Source organism: Paramagnetospirillum caucaseum, from assembly GCF_000342045.1.
GTDB classification, from domain to species: domain Bacteria; phylum Pseudomonadota; class Alphaproteobacteria; order Rhodospirillales; family Magnetospirillaceae; genus Phaeospirillum; species Phaeospirillum caucaseum.
Map to the genome: position 1 here is coordinate 1 of NZ_AONQ01000074.1, position 20222 is coordinate 20222.

The 20222-nt window shown below is 63.9% G+C and carries 17 protein-coding genes and 1 tRNA gene; 8 read left to right on the forward strand and 10 right to left on the reverse strand.

What is annotated here, in order from left to right; all coding sequences use genetic code 11:
- From H261_RS26550 to H261_RS19240, 5 genes are all read right to left on the reverse strand, one after another.
- Window positions 1-3282 (reverse strand): beta strand repeat-containing protein (locus tag H261_RS26550; protein WP_200860277.1); only part of this gene is annotated, 3282 nt, incomplete at its 3' end.
- Window positions 3283-3508: 226 nt separating this feature from the next.
- On the reverse strand, window positions 3509-4855 hold the full coding sequence (locus tag H261_RS19225; RefSeq protein WP_008620864.1) for a B12-binding domain-containing radical SAM protein: 1347 nt from the start codon (window positions 4853-4855) through the stop codon (window positions 3509-3511).
- A 15-nt stretch (window positions 4856-4870) separates the two neighbouring features.
- Window positions 4871-6085: a glycosyltransferase family protein gene (locus H261_RS19230; RefSeq protein ID WP_008620865.1), complete on the reverse strand. Its 1215-nt coding sequence runs from the start codon at window positions 6083-6085 to the stop codon at window positions 4871-4873.
- The gene (locus H261_RS19235) at window positions 6085-7167 is read right to left on the reverse strand and encodes an NAD-dependent epimerase/dehydratase family protein (RefSeq protein WP_008620866.1); all 1083 of its coding nucleotides are present in this window, start codon (window positions 7165-7167) and stop codon (window positions 6085-6087) included. The genes H261_RS19230 and H261_RS19235 overlap by 1 nt, the downstream gene beginning before the upstream one ends.
- A 28-nt stretch (window positions 7168-7195) precedes the next feature.
- A complete protein-coding gene (locus tag H261_RS19240; protein ID WP_040476903.1) occupies window positions 7196-8266 on the reverse strand; it encodes an NAD-dependent epimerase/dehydratase family protein in 1071 nt (356 codons plus the stop codon).
- Window positions 8267-8534: 268 nt separating this feature from the next.
- Here H261_RS19240 and H261_RS25855 point away from each other — a divergent pair, with 268 nt between their 5' ends.
- Entirely contained in the window at window positions 8535-8708 is a 174-nt protein-coding gene (locus tag H261_RS25855) for a hypothetical protein (protein ID WP_008620869.1), read from the forward strand.
- Between the two features lie 68 nt (window positions 8709-8776).
- Here the strand turns inward: H261_RS25855 and H261_RS19245 are convergent, their stop codons facing one another.
- Window positions 8777-10099, reverse strand: coding sequence for an RsmB/NOP family class I SAM-dependent RNA methyltransferase (locus H261_RS19245; protein WP_008620871.1), 1323 nt, complete (start codon window positions 10097-10099; stop codon window positions 8777-8779).
- Between the two features lie 131 nt (window positions 10100-10230).
- Between H261_RS19245 and H261_RS19250 the strand changes: the two genes are divergently transcribed.
- On the forward strand, window positions 10231-11139 hold the full coding sequence (locus tag H261_RS19250) for an amino acid ABC transporter substrate-binding protein (RefSeq protein WP_008620872.1): 909 nt from the start codon (window positions 10231-10233) through the stop codon (window positions 11137-11139).
- 28 nt (window positions 11140-11167) lie between these two features.
- Here the strand turns inward: H261_RS19250 and guaB are convergent, their stop codons facing one another.
- The 3 genes from guaB to H261_RS19265 all read right to left on the reverse strand — a co-directional run bounded on the left by guaB (window position 11168) and on the right by H261_RS19265 (window position 14482).
- Window positions 11168-12628: an IMP dehydrogenase gene (gene guaB, locus H261_RS19255; RefSeq protein WP_008620873.1), complete on the reverse strand. Its 1461-nt coding sequence runs from the start codon at window positions 12626-12628 to the stop codon at window positions 11168-11170.
- 82 nt (window positions 12629-12710) lie between these two features.
- Window positions 12711-13481, reverse strand: a complete 771-nt coding sequence (locus tag H261_RS19260) for an RlmE family RNA methyltransferase (protein ID WP_008620874.1) — start codon at window positions 13479-13481, stop codon at window positions 12711-12713.
- On the reverse strand, window positions 13481-14482 hold the full coding sequence (locus tag H261_RS19265) for a Ppx/GppA phosphatase family protein (protein ID WP_235062987.1): 1002 nt from the start codon (window positions 14480-14482) through the stop codon (window positions 13481-13483). The genes H261_RS19260 and H261_RS19265 overlap by 1 nt, the downstream gene beginning before the upstream one ends.
- Before the next feature lie 227 nt (window positions 14483-14709).
- Between H261_RS19265 and H261_RS19270 the strand changes: the two genes are divergently transcribed.
- Window positions 14710-14783, forward strand: a tRNA-Gln gene (locus tag H261_RS19270).
- A 153-nt stretch (window positions 14784-14936) separates the two neighbouring features.
- A complete protein-coding gene (locus tag H261_RS19275) occupies window positions 14937-16388 on the forward strand; it encodes a tyrosine-type recombinase/integrase (protein WP_008620876.1) in 1452 nt (483 codons plus the stop codon).
- A gap of 142 nt (window positions 16389-16530) precedes the next feature.
- On the opposite strand, the gene H261_RS19280 is transcribed toward H261_RS19275, so the two are convergent.
- Entirely contained in the window at window positions 16531-16971 is a 441-nt protein-coding gene (locus H261_RS19280; RefSeq protein ID WP_008620878.1) for a DUF6641 family protein, read from the reverse strand.
- A 462-nt stretch (window positions 16972-17433) separates the two neighbouring features.
- Between H261_RS19280 and H261_RS19285 the strand changes: the two genes are divergently transcribed.
- The 4 genes from H261_RS19285 to H261_RS24940 all read left to right on the forward strand — a co-directional run.
- Window positions 17434-18375 (forward strand): hypothetical protein, encoded by a 942-nt coding sequence (locus tag H261_RS19285; protein ID WP_008620880.1) that lies wholly within the window; start codon window positions 17434-17436, stop codon window positions 18373-18375.
- A 73-nt stretch (window positions 18376-18448) separates the two neighbouring features.
- Entirely contained in the window at window positions 18449-19297 is an 849-nt protein-coding gene (locus tag H261_RS19290) for an AAA family ATPase (RefSeq protein WP_008620882.1), read from the forward strand.
- A gap of 75 nt (window positions 19298-19372) precedes the next feature.
- Window positions 19373-19672 carry a hypothetical protein gene (locus H261_RS19295; RefSeq protein ID WP_008620885.1) on the forward strand — a complete coding sequence of 100 codons (300 nt, stop codon included), beginning with the start codon at window positions 19373-19375 and terminating at the stop codon, window positions 19670-19672.
- Between the two features lie 146 nt (window positions 19673-19818).
- On the forward strand, window positions 19819-20222 hold a 404-nt coding region (locus tag H261_RS24940), incomplete at its 3' end, for a hypothetical protein (RefSeq protein WP_152426981.1).

Here is a 20222-nt window from a genome sequence, read left to right on the forward strand (position 1 = left end):
TTCCGCCGCGTTGGTGGTGGTCAGCGCGTTCAGCTGGGTGGCGGTCAGCGCCTTGGTCTCGGTGACGGTCAGCGCGCCCAGGTTGGTGGTGGTCAGCGCCGCCACCTGGGTGGTGGTCAGTCCGCCCACCTGGGTGGCGGAGAGCGCCGCGATGTCGGTGGTCTCCAGCGCGTTCAGCGTGGTGGTGGTCAGGCCGCCGAGCTGCGTGGTGGTCAGGTTGCGGACCTGGGTGACCGACAGTTCCGCGATATCGGTGGTTTGCAGGGCATTCAGGGCGGTGGTGGACAGGCCCCTGATCAGGGTGGCCGACAGCACGTCCTGCTGGGTGGTGGACAGCTCGGCCACGTTGGTGGTGGTCAGGGAGTTGAACACCGTGGCGGTCAGCGCACCCAGCTCGGTGGTGGTCAGCGACGACACCTGGGTGGTGGTCAGCGCCGCCACCTGGGTGGTGGTCAGACTCCGGGCCTGGGTGAGGTTCAGGCCGGCCACCGTGGTGGTCGACAGTGCGTTCAGCACGGTGGTGGAGAGCCCGGCCACCTGGGTGGTGGTCAGGAGGCGGATCTGGGTGGTGGACAGCTCGGCCACGTTGGTGGTGGTCAGGGCGTTGACCTGGGTGGTGGAGAGCGCCTTGGCCTCGGTGGCGGTCAGCGCGCCCACCTGGGTGGTGGTCAGCGCCGTCACCTGGGTGGTGGTCAGTCCGCCGACCTGGGTGGCGGAGAGCGCCGCGATGTCGGTGGTCTCGAAGGCATTGAGCTGGGTGGTGGACAGCCCGCCGACCTGGGTGGCGGTGACGGTGCGCAGCTGGGTGGAGGCCAGCGCGGCGATGTCGGTGGTTTCCAGCGCGTTCAGCTGGGTGGTGTTGAGGCCGCTGATCTGGGTGGCGGTCAACGCCGCCACCTGGGTGGTGGACAGGGCGGCCAGATTGGTGGTGGAGAGCGCGTTGAGCTGCGTCGCCGTCAGGCCCGCCAGATCGGTGGTCTGCAGGGCGTCCAGCTGGGTGGTGGACAGGGCGGCCAACTGGGTGGTGGTCAGCGTCCTGGCCTGGGTGAGGGTCAGGCCGGCCAGGCTGGTGGTGGCCAGGGCGTTGAGGTTGGTGGTGCTGAGGCCGGTCAGCTGGGTGGTGGTCAGCGACGCCACCTGGGTGGTGGAGAGCTCCGCCGCGTTGGTGGTGGTCAGGGCGTTGAGCTGGGTGGAGGTCAGGGCGCGGATTTCGGTGGCGGTCAGCGCCGAGGCGTTGGTGGAGGTCAGCGCCGCCACCTGGGTGGTGCTCAGCGACTGGATCTGAGTGTTGCTCAGGACGGCGACGTCGGTGGTTTCCAGCGCGTTGAGCTGGGTGGTCGTCAGGCCGGCGACCTGGGTGGTGGTCAGCGCCCGGACCTGGGTGACGGTCAGTTCCGCCGCGTTGGTGGTGGACAGCGCGTTGATGTTGCTGGTGGTCAGCGACGACACCTGGGCGGCGGTCAGCGCCCGCGCCTGGGTGGTGGTCAGCGCGTTGGCGTTGGTGGTGGTCAGGCCGTTCAGCGCGGTGGTGGACAGCGCCGCCAGATCGGTGGATTGCAGGGCGCCCAGGGCGGTGGTGGTCAGGCCGGCGACCAGGGCCGAGGTCAGATTCTGGACCTGGACGGCGCTCAGGCCCGCGATGGCCGAGGTGGACAGGGCATTGAGGGTGGAGGTGGACAGGCCGGCGACCTGGGTGGTGGTGAAGGCCGCCGCCTGGGTGGTGCTCAGTTCCGCGGCGGCCGTGGTGGCCAGCGCCGCCAGCTGGGTGGCGCTCAGGGCCTTGACCTCGGTGACGGTCAGGGCGCTCGCCAGGGTCGAGGTCAGCGTCGCCAGCTGGGTGGTGGTCAGACTCGCCACCTGGGTGGTGGTCAGGGCGGCGATGTCGGTGGTCTCGAAGGCGTTGACCTGGGTGGTGGTCAGGCCGGTGAGCTGGGTGGCGGTCAGGCCGCCCACCTGGGTCCGGGTCAGGCCAGCCACGCTGGTGGTCCGCAACGCGTTGAGCGTGGTGGTGGTCAGCGTCGCCACCTGGGTGGTGCTGATGGTGCCCAGCTGGGTGGTGCTGAGGGTGTTCAGCGCGGTGGTGGTCAGCGCGTTGATCGCCGTGCCGGTCAGGGCGCCGACCTGGGTCGAGGTCAGCGCGGTCACCTGGGTCGAGCTCAGCGTCGCCGCCTGGGTGGTGGTCAGGCCGCGCAGCTGGACGGTGGTCACCGCCGCCAGGGTGGTGGTGGCCAGCGCCGTCAGGTTGGTGGTGGACAGCCCGGCCAGCAGGGCGGAATTCAGGCCGATGATCTGGGTGGAGGTCAGCGCCGCCGCGTTGGTGGTGGTCAGCGCGTTCAGCAGCGTCGCCGTCAGGGAGCCGATCTCGGCGGTGGTCAGGGCGCCGAGCGAGGTGGTGGTCAGCGCGCCGGTCTGGGTGGTGGTCAACCCGCTGAGCGAGGTGGTGGCCAGCGCCGCGATGTCGGTGGTTTCCAGCGCGTTCAGGTTGGTGGTGGTCAGCCCGCCCACCTGGGTCGAGGTCAGACTCCGGGTCTGGGTGCTGGTCAGGCCGGCCAGCCCGGTGGTGGTCAGCGCGTTGAGCGAGGTGGTGTTCAGCCGCGAGACCTGGGTGGCGCTCAGCCCGCTCAGCTGGCTGGTGGTCAGATTGGCCAGCTGGGTGGTGGTGAAGTTGCCCAACTGGGTGGCGGTCAGGCCGTTCAGCCCGGTGGTGGACAGCGAGGCGGCGTTGGTGGTGGAGAGCGCGGCGATCTGGGTGGCGGTCAGGCCGGTGGCCTGGGCCGCGCTCAATCCGGCCAGCGAGGTGGTGGAGAGCGCGTTGATGTTGGTGGTGGAGAAGGCGGCGAGCTGAGTGACCCTGAAGGCGGAAATCTGGGTGGTGTTGAGGACCGCGAGGTCGGTGGTCTCGAGGGAATCCAGCAGGGTGGGCGCCAGATTGGCGACCTGGGTGGTGGTCAGGCCGCTGACGGCGGTGGTGGACAGTGCCGCAATGTCCGACGTGGAGAAGGCGCCGAGCTGCGAGGCGTTGAGCACGCCGAGCTGGGCCGCGTCGAAGACGATCTGGGTGTTGTTGAAGGCGGCGACCTGCGTCGAGCTCAGCACGCTGAGCTGCGTCGTGGACAGTGCCGCGATGTCGGTGGTTTCCAGAGCCTGGATCTGGGTAACCGTGAGCGCCTGGAGCTGGGTGGAGGCCAGCGCCGCTATGTCCGTGGTTTCCCAATTCGCGATGCTGGTCGTGGACAGCGTCGGAATCAGAGTCGCGGCTATGAAGGTGACTGAAGAAACCACGGCTACCCCCTTTCTGGAGATTTACGCGCCGCTTCGGACGCCCGCTCGCTTAAAACATATTGGCACTCAGGTTAATTAACTACCAAAATGCAGGCCCACAAGCAATGAATTTATAGCCGGCCCCGCGGTCCGATCTCATTGGAATCGCCCGGATTCCGCGGCTAGCGGCGCAGGGATGCATACTTTAGGTCTGCGGCCGCCGAGCCCCGGAAGTGAGTATGTCGGGTTAAGCCTGTAGGGATCTCATTTTCTCGATTTTCATCTGGCCGTCGGTTTCACGGCTGTAGTTTTCGTCCAGCTTGGCGCCGGGATACGACTTGAGATTGGCGACGCGGCCCAGGGTGTGGAGCGGCGCCCCCTCGATCTCGGCGCAGCCGGATTTCTGGCACGAATCCAGCGGCAGGGTGGCCATGTAGTTCTCGGTATCCTGCATCTGCTCGGCGGTTTCGCCGGGCAGGCCGAAGGTGAAGGTGCCGTGGAGGGTCATGCCCACCCGCTTGATCTCGAAGGCGGCCTTGCGGGCCTCCTCCAGGTCGAGGCGCTTGTTGACGATGTTGTCCACCACCTCCTGGTTGCCGCTTTCGAAGCCGATCTTGACCCCGAAGCAGCCGCTGTCCTTCATCTCCTGCCACAGGTGGAAGCTGGAGGTGTCGGCGCGGCACATGGCCGACCACGGCACGCCGATCTTGCGCATCACGGCGCACATCTTCTCCACGTGGCGATCGCCCAGGTTGAAGGTGTCGTCGTCGAAATAGATGGAGCGGAAGCCGTATTTCTGCACCAGTTCGGTCAGGAAGGCCTCCATGTAATCGGCGCCGTACTGGCGCACGATGCGCTTGCCGCCGCCGTCCGGGTCGTTGGAGGTCATGGTGGCTGGCCACACGCAAAAGATGCACTTATAGGGGCAGCCGCGGCTGGACAGCACCTGGGCCTGCGGGAATTGCTGGCCGCGCGGATTGGTGTCGCAATAGCGATGGGCGATGACGCTGTCGAAATAGGGGAACGGGGCGGAATTCATCTCGGCCACGCTCAGCAGGTCGAAATCCACCACGCCGTTGGCGCCGTTGACCGCCTTGATCACCCCCTTCTCGTACTCGCCGCGCACGGTGGCCTGGATGTTGGGGGCCTCGTCCAGCAGGGCCTCGCCGTGGCTGGTGATGGGGCCGGTGATGATGAAGCGGGTGTGGGGCAGGCGGCGCGCGATCTCGCCGATCACCTGCTTGTCGTGTTCCCAACTGGGCGAGGCGGATTCGATGACGATGTATTCGAAGCGCTCGGCGTCGAGGAACTCGTAGTACTTGTCGTAGGATTCCCGCAGGGCGATGGAATCGCGGAACGTCACGTTGCCGCCCAACTCGCGGTTGGCCCATGTCGCCGCGTGGCCCAGGAAGTAGGGATAGGGCAGGTACGAGCCGAACTGGTATTCGTCGGGCCCGTGGCCGAGGAAGAAGGTGAACGGCCAACGCGACCCGGCGCGGACGCCGGCGCGGTGCACCAGCCGCTGGGAGCCGTCGGGCATGGGGTAGAGCGCCTGGCCCTGCCACCACGGGGGATTGCTGAACAGAACCTTCATGGACCTAGTCCTTCTTCAAGATGGCGCCTGCCAGGACAGCAAGGTGTCCACGAGGCATCTGGCGCCGCGCGTTTCCCCCCACCGGATGGAAGCCTGCCGGGCCAAACCGGCCAGCCGGTCGAAATCGTCGAGGGCGGCATTGGTCGCGGCCAGGATGCCCTCGACGCTCTCCTCCCTGAATATTGTGCCTGGTTCGCCGAATTCACGGATCACCGCGTGCATTGTCGTGCCTTCGGGGACCACGACGGGGATGGCGTTGGCCATGGCCTCGCTGGCCACGGCGGAATAGGACGAGATGAAGCGGTTGCGGTTGTAGGGGCAGACGATCAGGTCCGACTGCTCCAGCAGGGCGGCCCACAGCACCGCGTCGGCGGTGCGCTCGTCGAGGATCAGGCGGGAATCGGCGGCGGCGATGGTCCGCAGCTCCTGCTGCTGTGCCACCATGCCCTCGGGCCAGCCGTTGTGGACCAGCACCCGGATGTCGTCGCGCTCGGCCAGCAGGCGGGCGACCAGGGCGGGAACCTTGTCGAAGCCCTTCTCGCCGCGCTGATGGCCCAGGATGCCGACGGTGACGGGGCGCCGCCCGCTGCGGTCGCGGCACGAGGTCACCGCCTGCTGCGGCAGCGGCAGGGTGCCGACGGGAAAGTCCAGCAGCATCTGGAAGATGGATGAGGACTGGGCGTCGAAGGTGGCGAGGCGCAGCCAGTTGCGGTCGGCCTCGGTCAGGTGGCGGGCGGTGTAGCGCAGCAGCACGGCGCGCGAATCCACCCGCGTGTCCATGGGGTGGAAGCGCAGGCCCTCGGGGGTGTCGACGGCCTGCAGCCCGGGATCGGTGCCGAATTCCATGATCACCGTCGGGCGCTGGTCCTCGGGGATGGACTGGGCCCAGCGCACCACGCCCATGAACTGGGGCGGCTGGATGGAATTGACGTAGAGGGTGTCGGCGCGGGAAATCCCCTGGATGCGCCCCAGATCCTCGGCCAGGGTGCGGGAAACGATCTCGAAGTTGGTCAGCCAGCCGCAGACCGGGTCCTGGTCGTAGCTGCCGTAGGTGTGGCAGCGGAACCAGGGGGTGGCGAACAGCTCATCCTTCAGCCCGGCCTCGATATCCACATGGCCGAGCACCGCGCAGGGAATGCCGCGCCCCCGCAGTTCGGTCGAGATGTGGCGCGCCGAGTTGGCGTGGTGCCCCAGGTTGTTCCACAGCGCCGTGTCGATATAGGCGAACATCAGGCCTTCCTTTGCGTGCGCTGGGTCCGTTCCGCCATGGCGTCATGGATTTCCGCCAGGATGCGGCGGATATCGTAGGTGAAGGTCCATCCGGGGTAGTCGGCGCGGAAGCGCTCGACGCTGCTGATCCACCAGATATGGTCGCCGATGCGGTTGGCGTCGGAATAGGACCAGTTCATGGGGCGCCCGGTCAGCTCCTCGCACATGGCGATGGCTTCGAGCATGGAGCAATTGGAGTGGCGCGCCCCGCCCATGTTGTAGACGGCGCCGGACTTGGGGGCCTGGACCACATGCCAGAAGGCGCTGACCAGATCGGCGGAGTGGATGTTGTCGCGGACCTGCTTGCCCTTGTAGCCGAACACCGTATAGGGATCGCCGGTGACGGCGCACTTGACCAGATAGGACAGGAAGCCGTGCAGCTGGGCGCCGGAATGTCCCGGGCCGGTCAGGCAGCCGCCGCGGAAGCAGGCGGTCTTCATGCCGAAATAGCGGCCGTATTCCTGCACCAGCAGGTCGCCGGCCACCTTGGACACCCCGAACAGCGAATGGGTGCAGGCATCGATGGACATGGTCTCGTCGATGCCGTGCCGGGCCCAGGGATGGGTGGGGTCAAGCTCCCAGCGGGTCTCCTGCTCGATCAGCGGCAGGTGGTTGGGCGTGTCGCCGTAGACCTTGTTGGTGCTGCAATGGATGAAGCAGGCGTCGGGGCAATGCTTGCGGGCGGCTTCCAGCAGCACCAGGGTGCCGTTGGCGTTGACGGTGAAGTCCACCTGCGGCTCCTTGGCCGCCCAGTCGTGGGAGGGCTGGGCGGCGGTGTGGATCACCGCCGTGACGGCCTTGCCGTAGCGGGCGAAGATGGCGTCGATGGCGCCGGCATCGCGGATGTCGGCCTCGGCGTGGGTGTAGTCGCCCAGGGTCCGTTCCAGCTCGGCCCGCGCCCAGGCGGTGCTGGCGCTCTCGCCGAAGAAGTAGCGGCGCATGTCGTTGTCGATGCCGACCACGCTCATGCCCCGGCGGCCGAAGAAGCGGGCCGCCTCGGCGCCGATCAGCCCTCCCGAGCCGGTGATGATGACGACGCTCATGATCCCTCCCGTATCCTCTCCGGTCCGCTCAGGCGAACATGGGGGCCAGCATGGCCCGGTTTTCCAGAAGCCAGGCGTGGATGTCGCCCAGGACCATCTCCACGCTCCGGCGGGGTGCCCAGCCGCTGGCGGCGGTGATGGCCGAATTGTCGGTAATGTAATAGGGGACGTCGGCGTCGCGGGTCTGGGGGTCGGAGCCCAGCGCCACCTCCCGTCCCGCGATGCGGCGGCAATGATTGGTCAGCTCGCGCAAGGAGATGGACACGCCGTGGCCGCCGCCCACGTTGAACACTCCCTGGGAGAAGCGCTCCAGGTCGGCGACCTGCAGGCGGACCAGGTCGTAGAGGTCGTCCACGTGCAGGAGGTCGCGCACCTGCTTGCCGTGGCCGCCGAATCCCATGTAGCCCAGCGGACCGCCGAAGACGTGCCGGGCCATCCACAAGACGATGACGCCCTGGTCCACCTTGCCCATCTGCCAGGGGCCGGTCAGCACGCCGCAGCGGTTGATCACCACCTTGAGGCCGTAAAGGGCGCGGTATTCCTCGATCAGCAGTTCCGAGGCCAGCTTGGTGGCGCCGTAGATGGAACGGCTGCCTGACAGGGGAAAGTCGGTGCCGATGCCCGCCTCGGACCAACCCGGCCCGGCGGCGCCCGGCGGAATGACCAGCCGTTCGTCCTTTTCCTCCAGGGGAATGGCGCGCAGGGAGGCGATGGGATAGACCCGGCTGGTGGACAGGAACACCATGGCGGCGCCGTGGCGCCTTGCGTATTCCAGGCAGTTGATCGTGCCCAGCAGGTTGGTGTTGACCACATAGGCGGGGTTGCCGTCATAGCCGGCATGGACGCTGGGCTCGGCGGAACACTCGATCACCAGGTCGGTGGGGCCCAGCGAGCCCAGGTCCTCGGCGCAGCGCACGTCGCCGTGCTCGAAGCGCACGCCGCCGTCGCGCAGGCGGCCCAGGGTGAGTTCGCTGCCGCGGCGCTTGAGATTGTCGAAGGCCACCACCTCGGCATCGCCCAGATCGCGCTTCAGCGCCATGGCGATATTCGAGCCGACGAACCCCGCTCCACCCGTTACGACTATTCTTGTCCGGTTCATGCTGGAGGGCTCTGAAAACAGCCGGCGGTTCTGCCGGCCTTACGTTGGAACTCCTCTTTATCGCCCGGGATTCCATAAAACTTCATTAAATGGCGGGCGGCGACAGTTGCGGGTTGGAATAAGGACAAGTTTTGTGGGGCTATTTAGGTAATTCGGTACCGGTATGCCGTTTTTGCATCGGCCCATGCGAATTGGGCGATTCTCGCCGCCGGAGGGCGGCCGTAAGGTGAGGGCAAGAGAGAAATCACCCAGGACAGAGGTTCCCGCCATGACCCTGCATCAGCTCACCCAGACCGCCACCTTCGACATCGACTTCCGCCTGGCCGAGACCGCTCGCCGCGTCGTCGCCAAGGTTCAGGGCATTTTGGCCGCCCGCCGGCTCGACCGGGAACTGGCCATGCTGGACCACCGGGAAAGGGCCGATCTGGCCTTCCGCCGCTGAGTTCCTGTTTTCGCGTACTGCCTCCCGCTTAAGACTTTGGGCCGGTTCCCTCGGGAACCGGCCTTTTCTTATGCGGATGCCTTCTCCAGCACGGCGGCGAAGAAGCCGTCGGTGCCGTGGGCCTGCGGCGACAGCCGCAGCCAGGGGCCGGGAACCGGGCACGGCGTGTCCGTCAGCCCGGCCCACAATTCCGGGACGGGAACCGGACGGTAGTCGGGATGGGCGGCGAGGAAGGCCTCGATGCGCTCCTCGTTCTCTTCGCGCATGATGGAGCAGGTGGCGTAGACCAGCCGGCCGCCCGGCTTGGTCAGGCGCGCCGCGCTGTCCAGGATGGCGCCCTGGCGGACCACCAGTTCCTGCAGATCGGTCTCGCCCAGCTGCCACTTGGCGTCGGGGTTGCGGCGCCAGGTGCCGGTGCCGGTGCACGGCGCGTCCACCAGCACCCGGTCGAACGAGCCGGCCGAGCGCTTGATCCACTTGTCGGACTCGCCTTCGATCACCCGGCGGGTGACGTTGTGCACGCCGGCGCGGCGCAGACGGTCCTGGGCGCGGTCCACCCGCCATTCGGCCACGTCGCAGGCCACCAGGCGGCCCTTGTTCTGCATAGCGGCGGCCAGGGCCAGGGTCTTGCCGCCGGCCCCGGCGCAGTAATCCACCACCGCCTGGCCCGGCTTGGGGTCGGTGAGCAGGGCCACCAGTTGCGAGCCCTCGTCCTGGACCTCGATCAGGCCGTTGCGCCAGGCCTGGACCTGGACCAGCGGCACGCGGGCGTAAAGGCGCAGGCCGAGCGGCGACAAGGCGGTGGGCTCGGCCTTGATGCCTTCCTTGGCCAGGGCGCGGACGGCCTCCTCCCGCGTCGCCTTCAGGGTATTGACCCGCAGGTCCAGCGGCGCCTCGTCGCGCATGGCGCCCATCTCGGCATCCAGGCGGTCGCCGAACAGCGCCGTCAGGCGCGGCGTCAGCCACTCGGGATATTCGCCCTTCACATGGGGCGGCATGTCGCGGTGGAACAGGCTCTTCTGCCCGGCCAGCATGTCCAGCACCCGGCGTTCGGGCGGCTCGGGCGGATAGGCAGAATGCGGCCCGCGGAACAGATCGGGTTCCGGCACGATGCCTTCGAAGATCATGTCGGCCAGCACGCGGGCCCGCGAACCGCCCTTGCCCTCGGCGTTGGGGCGCTCGGGATGGTCCAGATGCTCCAGCCACCAGTCGAGGCGGGCCCGGCGGCGCAGCACCCGCCAGACCGTCTCGGCCACGGCGCGGCGGTCCTTGGCGCCGATATAGCGGCGCTGCTTGAAATAGAGCGATGCCACCGAATCGGCCGGCTTGGCCGACTTCTCGATTTCGGAAAGCACCTCGATGGCGGCCTGAAGGCGTGCGGCGGGAGTCATGGTCGCATAGATGCTGCAAATCCCCGGCCACCGCAAGCCCCGCATGCCACCCTGGACAGGAGGTTGCGTTGACAGGGATGGCGGAGCGGGTGTCTAGTTTTCGCCGATTGATGTCATTGGAATAAGTCGAGGTGACCGTGATCCGCGCTTTGCTGCTGTTGGCTCTTGCCCTGGCGCCCGCCGCCGCCCAGGCCGGCCCGGAACCCACCCTGGACAAGATCAAGGCCTCCGGCGTCATGGTGCTGGGGGTGCGCGAGGCGTCGTATCCGCTGTCCTATCTCGACGGGACGAAGCAGCCGGTGGGCTATCACGTGGACATCTGCCGCCGCGTCGCCGAGGCGGTGAAGACCCAGCTCGGCCTTCCCGCCCTGGAGGTGCGCACCGAGGTGGTGACCTCCAGGACCCGTATCCCCCGCATGGTGGAGGGCGGCATCGACCTGGAATGCGGTTCGACCACCAACAACGCGGCGCGCCAGGCGTTGGTGGCCTTCGCGCCGACCACCTACGTGGCCTCGGTGCGCATCGCGGTGAAGAAGGCCAGCCATATCGCCCGGCTGGTCCAACTGGACGGCAAGGCGGTGGTGACCACCGCCGGCAGCACCAGCGTGCAGTTGCTCAAGGCGCGTCTCCAGGGCCGCGACGTCAAGGTGACCGAACTGTTCGGCAACGATCACGCCGAATCGTTCAGGATGCTGGAAAGCGATCAGGCCGCCGCCTTCGTCATGGACGACAACCTGCTGGCCGGACTGATCGCCAACGCGGCGTCGCCCAAGGATTACGAGATCCTGCCCCAGACCCTGAACACCGAGCCCATCGCCATCATGCTGCGCAGGAACGATCCCGCCTTCAAGGCGCTGGTGGACCGGACGGTCAAGGAGATGATGGCTTCGGGCGAGGTGGGGCGGCTGTACGCCCGGTGGTTCCAGTCCCCCATTCCGCCGGTCAACGCCGCCCTGGATTTCCCCATGAGCCCGGTGCTGGCCAGCCTGCTCAAATTCCCCGGCGACGATCCCGCCGAGGCCTTCCGGCCGGAGGAGTAGGAGATGCGGGCGGGACGCCCGCATCTCCTCAGTCGGTCTTGTAGTTCGGCGCTTCCTTGGTGATGGCCACGTCGTGAACGTGGCTTTCGCGCAAGCCCGCCGAGGTGATGCGGCGGAAGGTGCAGCGGGTCTGCATCTCCTTGATGGTGCCGTTGCCGGTATAGCCCATGCCGGCGCGCAGGCCGCCGATCATCTGGTGGATGACGGTGCTGACCGGACCCTTGTAGGGGACGCGGCCCTCGACGCCCTCGGGCACCAGCTTCAGCTTGTCGCCCACTTCCGCCTGGAAGTAGCGGTCGGCCGAGCCGCGCGCCATGGCGCCGATGGAGCCCATGCCGCGATAGGATTTGTACGAGCGGCCCTGGAACAGGAACACCTCGCCGGGGCTTTCCTCGGTGCCGGCGAACAATGATCCGATCATCACGCAATCGGCGCCCGCCGCGATGGCCTTGGCGATGTCGCCGGAATACTTGATGCCGCCGTCGGCGATCACCGAGACGCCGTGCTTATGAGCCACCTCGGCCACTTCCATGATGGCGGAAAGCTGCGGCACGCCGACGCCCGCCACCATGCGGGTGGTGCAGATGGTGCCCGGTCCGATGCCCACCTTGACCGCGTCGGCGCCGGCCTTGATCAGGGCCAGGGCGGCTTCCGGCGTGGCGATGTTGCCGCCGACCAGCTGGATGTAGGGCGAGGCCTTGCGGATCTCGGCGATGGTGTCGATGACGCCGCGCGAGTGGCCGTGGGCGGTATCGACCACCACCACGTCCACCTCGGCCTCGATCAGCTTCATGGCGCGGGCGAAGCCGTCGGTTCCCACGCCGGTAGCGGCGGCGACCCGAAGGCGCCCCTTCTCGTCCTTGGCGGCGGTGGGGTGGGCCTGGGCCTTTTCCATGTCCTTGACGGTGACCAGCCCGATGCAGCGGTAGTCGCCGTCGACCACCAGCAGCTTCTCGATGCGGTGCTGGTGGAGCAGGCGCTTGGCCTCCTCCTTGTCGACGCCTTCGCGCACGGTGACCAGCTGGTCCTTGGTCATCAGTTCGTAGACCGGCTGGCTGGCGTCGTTGGCGAAGCGCACGTCGCGGTTGGTCAGGATGCCCACCAGCTTGCCCGAGCCGCGCTCGACCACCGGGATGCCGGAAATCTTGTAATCGGCCATCAGGCGCAGCGCGTCGGCCAGGGTCTGGTCGGGGTGGATGGTCAGCGGGTTGACCACCATGCCGGACTCGAACTTCTTGACCTTGCGGACCTCGGCGGCCTGGGCGTCCATGTCCAGGTTCTTGTGGATCACGCCGATGCCGCCGTCCTGGGCCAGGGCGATGGCCAGACGGCTTTCCGTCACCGTGTCCATGGCCGCCGACAGCAGGGGGATGCCCAGTTCGATGGACCTGGTCAGCCGGGTGCGGGTATCCGCCTGCGCGGGCAGCACGGAGGATTCCGCCGGAACCAGCAGAACGTCGTCGAATGTAAGGGCTTCCTTGATGATCATGCCGCCTCCGGTGGTGGGGTCCGGTTAGTGGCGCGCCATCATACACATTCGCAGGCCAGCCTCAAGCCCAGCGTATGCAGGGCTATTCCTCATTTTCCTCGGGGCTCGGCGGGCCGCCGCGAAAGCCCGTCGCCACCACGTAGGTCTCGGCCGAGCCCTGGCGACTGGCCGGCGGCTTGGCGTGGCGGACGGTGGTGAAGTTCTTCTTCAACTGGTCGAGCAGGGTCTTCTCGGTGCCGCCCTGGAACACCTTGGCGACGAAGGTGCCGCCGGGGGTGAGGATCTCCAGCGCGAAGTGCAGCGCCACCTCCACCAGCCCGATGATGCGCAGGTGGTCGGTGGAGGGGTGGCCGGTGGTAGGCGCCGCCATGTCGGACAGCACCACGTCGGCGGGACCGCCCAGGGCCTCCTTCAGGCGGTCGGGGGCATCGTCGGCCAGGAAGTCGCCCTGCAGGGTGATGGCGCCGGGCAGCGGGTCCCATTCCAGGATGTCGATGCCCACCACCTTGCCGCCGCCCTGGGGCTTCAGCGCGCCGACCTTTTCCACCGCCACCTGGGTCCAGCCGCCCGGCGCGGCGCCCAAATCGACGACGCGCAGGCCGGGTTTGAGGATATGGAAGCGCTCGTCCAGCTGGATCATCTTGAAGGCGGCGCGCGAGCGGTAGCCCAGGCGTTTGGCCTCGTGCACATAGGGGTCGTTGAGCTGGCGCTGCAGCCACAGGGTGGAGGACAGCTTGCGCCGCTTGGCGGTCTTCACCTTGACGGTGAGATTGCGCGCGCCGCCGCCCGGACCCGAGCCGGTGGTGCGTCCCGAACTCTTCTTGCCGCCCCCCTTGTTTCCCGTGGCTGCCATCAGTTCCGTGCTCCCAGGGTTCCGTCTTCGCGCATCATGGACAGCAGCACGCCTTCGCGCACGCCGCGGTCGGCGACGCGCAGCTTGCCCAGCGGCCACAGCCGGCACACCGCCTCCAGGATGGCGCAGCCCGCCACCACCAGGTCGGCGCGCTCCGGTCCGATGCAGGGATGGGCGGCGCGCTGGTCGTGGGTCATGGAGGCCAGCTTGCGGGTGACGGCGGCGATGTCGGCGAAGCCCAGCTCCAACCCGTCCACCTGGGAACGGTCATAGCGCTCCAGCCCCAGATGCAGGGCGCCGAGGGTGGTGACGGTGCCCGAGGTGCCCAGCATCTGCACCATGTTGCCGGCCAGCATGCCGCCGATGGCATGCAGCGCCTCGAAGGGGCGGAAGGCGGCGCCGATGCGCTCGACCACCCGGGCATAGCCGGTGTTGGAAGCCAGTTCGTGCGCCCATTGTTCGGCCAGGGTGACCACGCCGGTGGGAATGGACTGGATGCCCATCACCTGCTGCCCCAGGGGCGAGTTCTGCACCCAGACCAGCTCGGTGGAGCCGCCGCCGATGTCGAAGACCAGCGCCCATGGCACATGGGGGTCGAGCAGCGAGGCGCAGCCGCCCAGTGCCAGGCCGGCTTCCTCGCTGGGGCTGATGATGTCGGGAACGATGCCGGTCCGCTCGGTGATGCGGGCGGTGAACTCGGCGCCGTTGCGGGCGCGGCGGCAGGCTTCGGTGGCCACCAGCCGGGCGCGGCCCACCCGGTTGCGCTCGATCTTCTCGGCGCAGGCCTCCAGGGCGTCAAGGGTGCGGGCCATGGCCGTCTCGGACAGCACGCCGCTGGCGCTTAAACCCTCGCCCAGGCGGGTGACGCGGGAAAAGGCGTCGATCACCTTGAAGGCGCGGCCCTGCGGGCGCGCCACCAGCATCCGGCAATTGTTGGTGCCGAGATCAAGGGCGGCGTAAATGGGGGCGCTGCGGGACGGGGACGACGAGGCGTAAGCCAAAAGCGGGAACTCTGCAAATTCGGGGCGGCGGATGTTACCCCCAAACGGGCGCTGCTGGGAAGCGCCCTGTCCCCACCCCCGGAAACACCCGGATTTCCGCCGCTTTGCCGCCATTTCGACCCATCGCTCTTTCGCCATTGATCCCGCCGGGAGCCTGTGTTAGAAGGTGCGCCTCTCGTGGTCGCCCCGGTCTTCCGGGGGCTTAAGAGGACCACCAGCCAGACTGGTGGGGGATCGTCTAACGGTAGGACAGCGGACTCTGACTCCGCCAGTCTAGGTTCGAATCCTAGTCCCCCAGCCATCGCTTCCCAAGCAAAATCAACGACTTAACAATGAGCAGCGACGCTCTCATTGTGTCAAAAAACCGTTAGCAGTACATTAGCAGTGCTCAAACGCTGTCCAGCGCGGATTTTCCCACGCTGCGCCGCAGAAATTGAGCGTTTGCGAGGCTTTGATGGGCAACGTGGTTCATATCCTCGACGGCGCTGTGGCGCTCTATCGGCGCGAATATATGGGCACGCAGACATGGACGGCGCGCTACAAAATTCGCAACATGAAAGGCTATGTGACCAAAGCGACAGGCAAGCGCGACTTGGAGGAGGCCAAGGAGGTCGCACTTGAGAAGCACGCCGAACTGACTGCTGATTTCCGCCGTGGCATTCCCATTCGCAGCCGCACCTTCAAACTGGCCGTCAACGCCTACTTGGAAGACCTGCAAACGGCAGTTCTGACGAACAGGGCCACGGAACGGACGATGAAGGACAACAAGGCGGTCATAAACCGCTATCTGCTGCCCTACTTTGAAAGCAAGGCCATTGACGCTATCAGGCAGGAGCAGATTGAGGCATACAAGCTGTGGCGGCTGACATATTGGACGGAAGGGCCAGGAGCGAAGGACAACTCCCGCGAATACATGCGCGGCGGCAAGCTCATCAAAGCCAAGCGCCCGCAAAAGACCCAAACCCAGCGCTCGGGTGAAATCTTCATCCTCAAAGCCATCTTCAATTCGGCGCGTAAACGCGGATGGGTGAAGCGCGACCAAATCCCCGACATTGATGACGAGCAGCGCAAAACAGCGCGTCGGCCTGCGTTCACGGAAGGGGAGTGGAAGCGCATCCTTGCGGCCATGCCCAGCTACATTGATGGCGCGAAGGGCTTGGTGGTGGAGGCCGACCGCAAGATGGTCTGCGCCTACATGGCGTTCATGTTTGAAACGGGACTGCGGCCAGGGAAAGAGCACCAGCAACTGACATGGGCGGATTGCGAACTGATCACCAACAAGGCTGAAGTTGGTGTGGTCAGGGAAACCCACGTTCATATCCGCGACGACACAAAGACGGGCAAGCGCACGGCGGTCAGCAGCGAGGCAACATGGGATATTTTGAACCAGATAAAAGCATTTTCGCTTTGGACCAAGCCCAGTGATCCGATTTTCGCCGACCGCAAGACAGGCAAGCCCATATTGAGCTTTGCGAAGGGCGTGTCGGCGCTGCTGAAGACGGTCGGGCTGGAATACGACCGCAATGGCGTGAAGTTCTCGCCATATAGCCTGCGCCACACCTATGCTACTGACCGCCTTATCAAAGGCAGGCTGGACGTTTGGCTGCTGGCGAAGAACATGGGCACCAGCGTGGAGATGATCCGCAAGCACTATGGGCAGGACGAGCCGAAGCAGCGGTCACACGAACTCATCCACGACAAGGTGCAGTTGGACGCAAATGCCTGGATGGCGATTTTGAGGGATAACCCTGCGCTTGCGGCGGAGGTTCTGCGCAAAGCCAATGTGCCCGAGGGACCAACCTTTGATCCCGATGCCCCCGAGGTCGTGCCCGATCCCAATGCGCCGCGCAAGCGCAAGAAGTTCAGGCTGAGCGACATGATTAATCCGCCGAAAGACCCCGAGTGAGTGTCGTGTTACACGACAGGCGCACCTTATATATAGGCCGCCGTCGCTTCGGCCCTTTGCGCGTCGTATACGCCGCCGATTTGAGCGCCCAGCAGTACGGCACTCATGGAAACAGCCCCGTTTGTACGGGGCTGTTTGGCGTTTAAGCGAGCTTCTTACCGAAGCGTCCCTTCATCGCGACCAACTGCTTGTCCAGTTCGCCAGCGACCACCGCGTCGCGTACCAGCGTCAGAGTGGGCACCAGTTCCGCCACGTCGCCGATCTCAATGGCCGTCTTCTTCGGCTTAATCTCCACGATCTTGTTGCCGTAGCGCACTTCCAGCATGAACGCCCCATTGGCCTCCTGCCAATACCAGGGGCGAAATTTTACCATTCGGTCTTGCAGGGTCTTGTTGCCCTCGCCGTCCTTCGTCCAGCGCTTGCGCCGAATTTCAAATCCCTCGCCCTTCTGCATCGCTTCCGCAGCAGCGATCTGCTGATTGATCGCCTCCACCAGTTTGTGCCGCAGACGCCCTTCAGGCGTTGCCGCAACGGCGCGTCGGGTCTTTTCGCTCAGCTTCAACTTGTCCAATGCACTCATCATCACATCCTCCAATAGGAACACATGACGAACATGCTATGGCCTGATGGCCGAACAGGACAACCGAAAGACCGCTGTCGTGTAACACGACACAATGCTTGGAATTCGGCCGCATAGAATGCGGATTGCTGGTCTTTAGAGAGCCGTACAGCGACTTAATTTGCTATCAGCTGTCTTTGCCGCGCATTTGAAAAATAGGCGCTGTTGACTTGTAAAATCGCTGCAAAAGGCCATTGCAGCGAATTTTTTCTGCCTGCACGAGGCAGTGGAAAGTCAATTTCGGCGAAGAAGAAATGCTCACGCGGAAAAAATCAACAAGCAAATGTAAGATAATTTTGGTTTTTAGTTGGTAATTGTATTGACAAAGTTACATAAATTTGCGTCACGAGCATATTTTTGATAGTATCTATTTGTGGACGCGATGACGCAGTTCACGTTCTAAACAGAAAGAAAGGAACTTTCAAAATGACTACTAACAAAAATACCATCACCGCTGCTTGCAAGAAGCTTATCACTGCTCGTGAGCACTGGGAGGCCAACGAGCTTGCTGCCAGTAACCGCAAGCTCTACTCGATCCTCAGCCGCTGCTTTGACGTTTACAAGCAGTTGGCCGCGAACGTGTTCCTGGTCGATGCAGTTAACGACCTCCTGGCCGCAAAGGACATCAAGGTCATCTCCACGCTGCATCCCGCGAACAAGCTGATGAAGCTGATCTTCGGGGACAATGACCGCCGCCGCGTCAGCGCCTACGCCACGGTCATGAAGGCCGCGCTTGAGGACGAGAAGGACGCGACGGCCGATTTCGCGGCTTGGGTGAATAAGAAGGGTGGCATTGAGGCCATTCGGACTGGCGGCACGACCGAAAACAGCACGACGGCCGAGACTAAGAGCGCAGATGCGTTCAGCAAGGCCGCCGCGCAGCTGAGCAAGGAACACGCCATCGCCACGATCAATCCCAGTTCCAAGTTTCCCGACAAAACTGGGTACGTGCTGGTCCTTGCCCACATCGCTCCTGACCGCAGCCTGAGCGTCGTCAAGTTTGTCGGCGACGTTGATGACGACCGCACGAAGGCGCTGGTCGTCAAGGTGGTCGCCGATGAAGAAAAGAATTTTAAGTCGGTCGTGGGGAAGGCGATCAAGAACAGGGAGAAGCTTATCAAGCAGCAGGAGAAGGAAGCTAAGGCAAGTAACAAGGCGCGGGAAAAGAAGCAGAAGGAAGAGGCTGCTCTGACTGAAGCGGCTACTGATGACGAAGAAATTGACAAGATGCTTGAAGAAATTCAGGCCAGGAGGGCTGCAAAGCAGGCGCAGACCGATGCCTACGACGAGCAGCTTGATGAGATTAAGCAGTGGGATGTCGTCTACACCGCTGACGAAGAGAACGATGAAATCAATGTCGCGGCCTAAATCAGGCCAAATGTGGTGGAGGGTCGCGGCATCCCTCCATCACAACTTCACTCGCCGCTAGGAGGAAAGAAAAATGGTTGCATTTACCACAAAGTACAAGCCGAAGTGCCTTGCCGATGTCGTGTATCCCGACACGCAGACCGAACTTGACATCATGTCGTATGAAAATGCTGGTCGCTTTAACAACATCATTCTTTACGGCACTTACGGCACGGGCAAGACCACCATCGCAAGGCTGATGCCCAAGGCCGTTGTTGATGATGTTGATGAGGACAACGAAGTGGATTTCATCAACGGAAGCAAGGTTCGTGGAATTCAATGCATTGATGACGTTGAAGACTTTCTGCATCTCACTTCATGGAACAAAAAAGGCTTCAAATTTGTCATCATTGATGAAGCAGAGCAGTTGACGAAGCAAGCGCAGTTTGCTCTGAAGGGCGTGATGGACAGGTTCATTGACGATGCAATGTTTATTTTTACCACCAACCACATCAATGACTTGTACGGGGGAATTCAAAGTCGGGCGGAAATCTACCTGCTTGATCCTCCTCCTGTTGAGCGGCTTGTTCCCTTGGTTAAGCACGTTTTGAAATGCGAGAAGCTGACGATGAGCGATCCGCAGATCAATCAGTTCACGGCAAAGTATGGCACGAGTGTCCGTAACTTGCTGATGAAGCTTGAAACTTTGACCATCAATGCCAAGCGCAAGGCCAGTCAGCCTCCTTCAACCCCGAACCTGTCGTGTAACACGACACTCAACCAGCCAACGCCGACCAGTGCGGCAATCACTTCCAACCCTGTGTCGTGTAACACGACACTCAACCAGCCAACGCCGACCAGTGCGGCAACCACTTCCAACCCCGTGTCCTGTAACACGACACTCAACCAGTCAACGCCGACAAGCTCAAAGCAAGCGGCCTAACCAGCGAAGCCTCCGACTGCTGCAGTCGGGGGTCTTCGCTTTTGTGGGCATTGCCAACCATGCTATTTTTGGCTGATGGAAACCAGCACGGCCACCATCAGCGTCCTTCAGGTCACAGCTATCCATGCTGGCCGCGTGCTGGCGTTGGCCGATGTGGAATTGATCCTTGATGGCGTGTCGCTGGTCATCCACGGCGTGCAGGTTCGCGCCGATGCCAGCAAGACCGAAATCACCCTTCCCAATTACAGGGCGCCAGACGGTTCATGGCGAACCGCTGTCACGTTGCCTGACGAGGTGCGTGGGCCGATGGGCGACGCTGTGATTGCAGCGGCCATGGAGATTGGGATTTTGATGGAGAAGGCGGCTGTCGTGTAACACGACAGCTATTGGCCTTCATTTGCGCTGGCATTCGCCAATTTGGAATTGAAAGGATGGAGTGTCGGCGGTCATCTTTGAGAAAATGCAGGCGTAATCCACTGTGGGAATAGCCACTCATGAAGTTGCCGTAAGGGAGTGTCACCGTGTGGTACAGATTGTGGACTGAATACGGAAATCGCATTCAAGTTGAGGTGGTTGACGAGAATATACGAGAGTTTTTCCGTAAATGGGAAAAGCTTATGCAGGAAGAGGCGAGTGCTGATCCAGACGGATTTCACTTCAATGCCCATCCGTTGGATAAAATCTATATGGATGCTTTTTTAGATAATATTAGTGAGTATCTTCGTACTGATCGCGCTACGCCTCCAGAAGGGCTTAATGATTATGAACAATATGAGGCTGAAATAGCCGAGGCAAATCGCCTCGGCCTTTCAACACGGGCTGTAAAAATCAAATGGGCGCGGTTTATGGACGACCACATTGGCGAAGTTTTTCGTTTTCAAGAAGATTGGTGGGGCGTATTTACAAACACAACAAACATGCTTCC